This window comes from Arsenophonus sp. ENCA (genome assembly GCF_002287155.1).
In the GTDB taxonomy this organism is placed as follows: Bacteria; Pseudomonadota; Gammaproteobacteria; order Enterobacterales; family Enterobacteriaceae; genus Arsenophonus; species Arsenophonus nilaparvatae.
Genome location: NZ_NHNG01000079.1, coordinates 1 through 937, shown reverse-complemented (window position 1 = coordinate 937; position 937 = coordinate 1). Strand labels below are relative to the sequence as shown.

General features: G+C 40.0%; 2 protein-coding genes. One reads left to right on the top strand and one right to left on the bottom strand.

All coding sequences use genetic code 11. The features are described 5' to 3' along the window. Positions 1–69: 69 nt before the first annotated feature. Positions 70–660, bottom strand: a complete 591-nt coding sequence (locus CBG25_RS02415) for a helix-turn-helix domain-containing protein (RefSeq protein ID WP_290604271.1) — start codon at positions 658–660, stop codon at positions 70–72. A gap of 80 nt (positions 661–740) precedes the next feature. Between CBG25_RS02415 and CBG25_RS02410 the strand changes: the two genes are divergently transcribed. Then, positions 741–937, top strand: a 197-nt coding sequence (locus CBG25_RS02410; protein WP_290604058.1) for a hypothetical protein, incomplete at its 3' end; no start/stop codon positions are given.

Sequence of the window (937 nt, the reverse complement as noted above, 5' to 3'; positions counted from 1 at the left end):
AACAGGTAAAACGCACATCAGGGCGACCCTGATAGGTTCGCCGAAATCCGTTGATGATGTAGGTGTATTTCATACTGCACCTCCAACAGAGTTAACACATGAACGAGGAAGCATATTCACCGGAATATAGCGGTCAAAGCCTTGAGATTTGCCAAATGTCCTTAACTCAAAGGCAGAATGGACGTTGAGTTTTTCGTATAAACTTTTAATGTGGTGCTCTGTTGTACTAGTCGCAATATTTAACCGTCTAGCGATTTCCTTGCTGCTAAAACGGTGCATTGTGAAAAACAGAACTTTCCACTCTTTATCAGTGAACAGTTTGTTAGGTTTTTCGGTGGTAACCGCATAAGGTTGAATGCCATCGACATAGTCCAACGGTGACAAAAACAGGAACTCATGGGCATGGAAGAATGTTCCCATGTAGCTCTTCTCGTTATCAAAAAGCGGTAAGAAATGGAACTGCCAAACGGTGGGCGATTCCCTGAAATCAGCAGGCAAATTACATATCAAAGAGAATGGCGATTTTTCGCTGTGGATTCTCTCTATCAGCGTTCCCATTTCAGGCAAATGAATAAGCAAATAGAGTAAATCTGTCATTTTGACGTTGGTATCGACTTTACCTTCGTTATCAACTAAACCAGAAGGCACACCGCTACTCAAAAAGAATTTAACACGAGTTTCGCAGTCTCTAAAAAAGAAGTATAAATTTAAAAACAAGAAAAAATCAGGATGTTCATATTTTGTCCGGTTATCCATGCATTAAAGATATCTATAAAATATTCTTGCAAGTAAGCAGTGTAAGATACTCTAGTTTGGCGTTATCAGAAGTCAGCCCATCGCCTTTATCTCATGACACGGTTAGCCGATGGTTAAAAAGTAGATGTTTCCGCCCTAAAGACCTATGGCGATTAGTTGAACCTTCTATAGACAAAAAAAG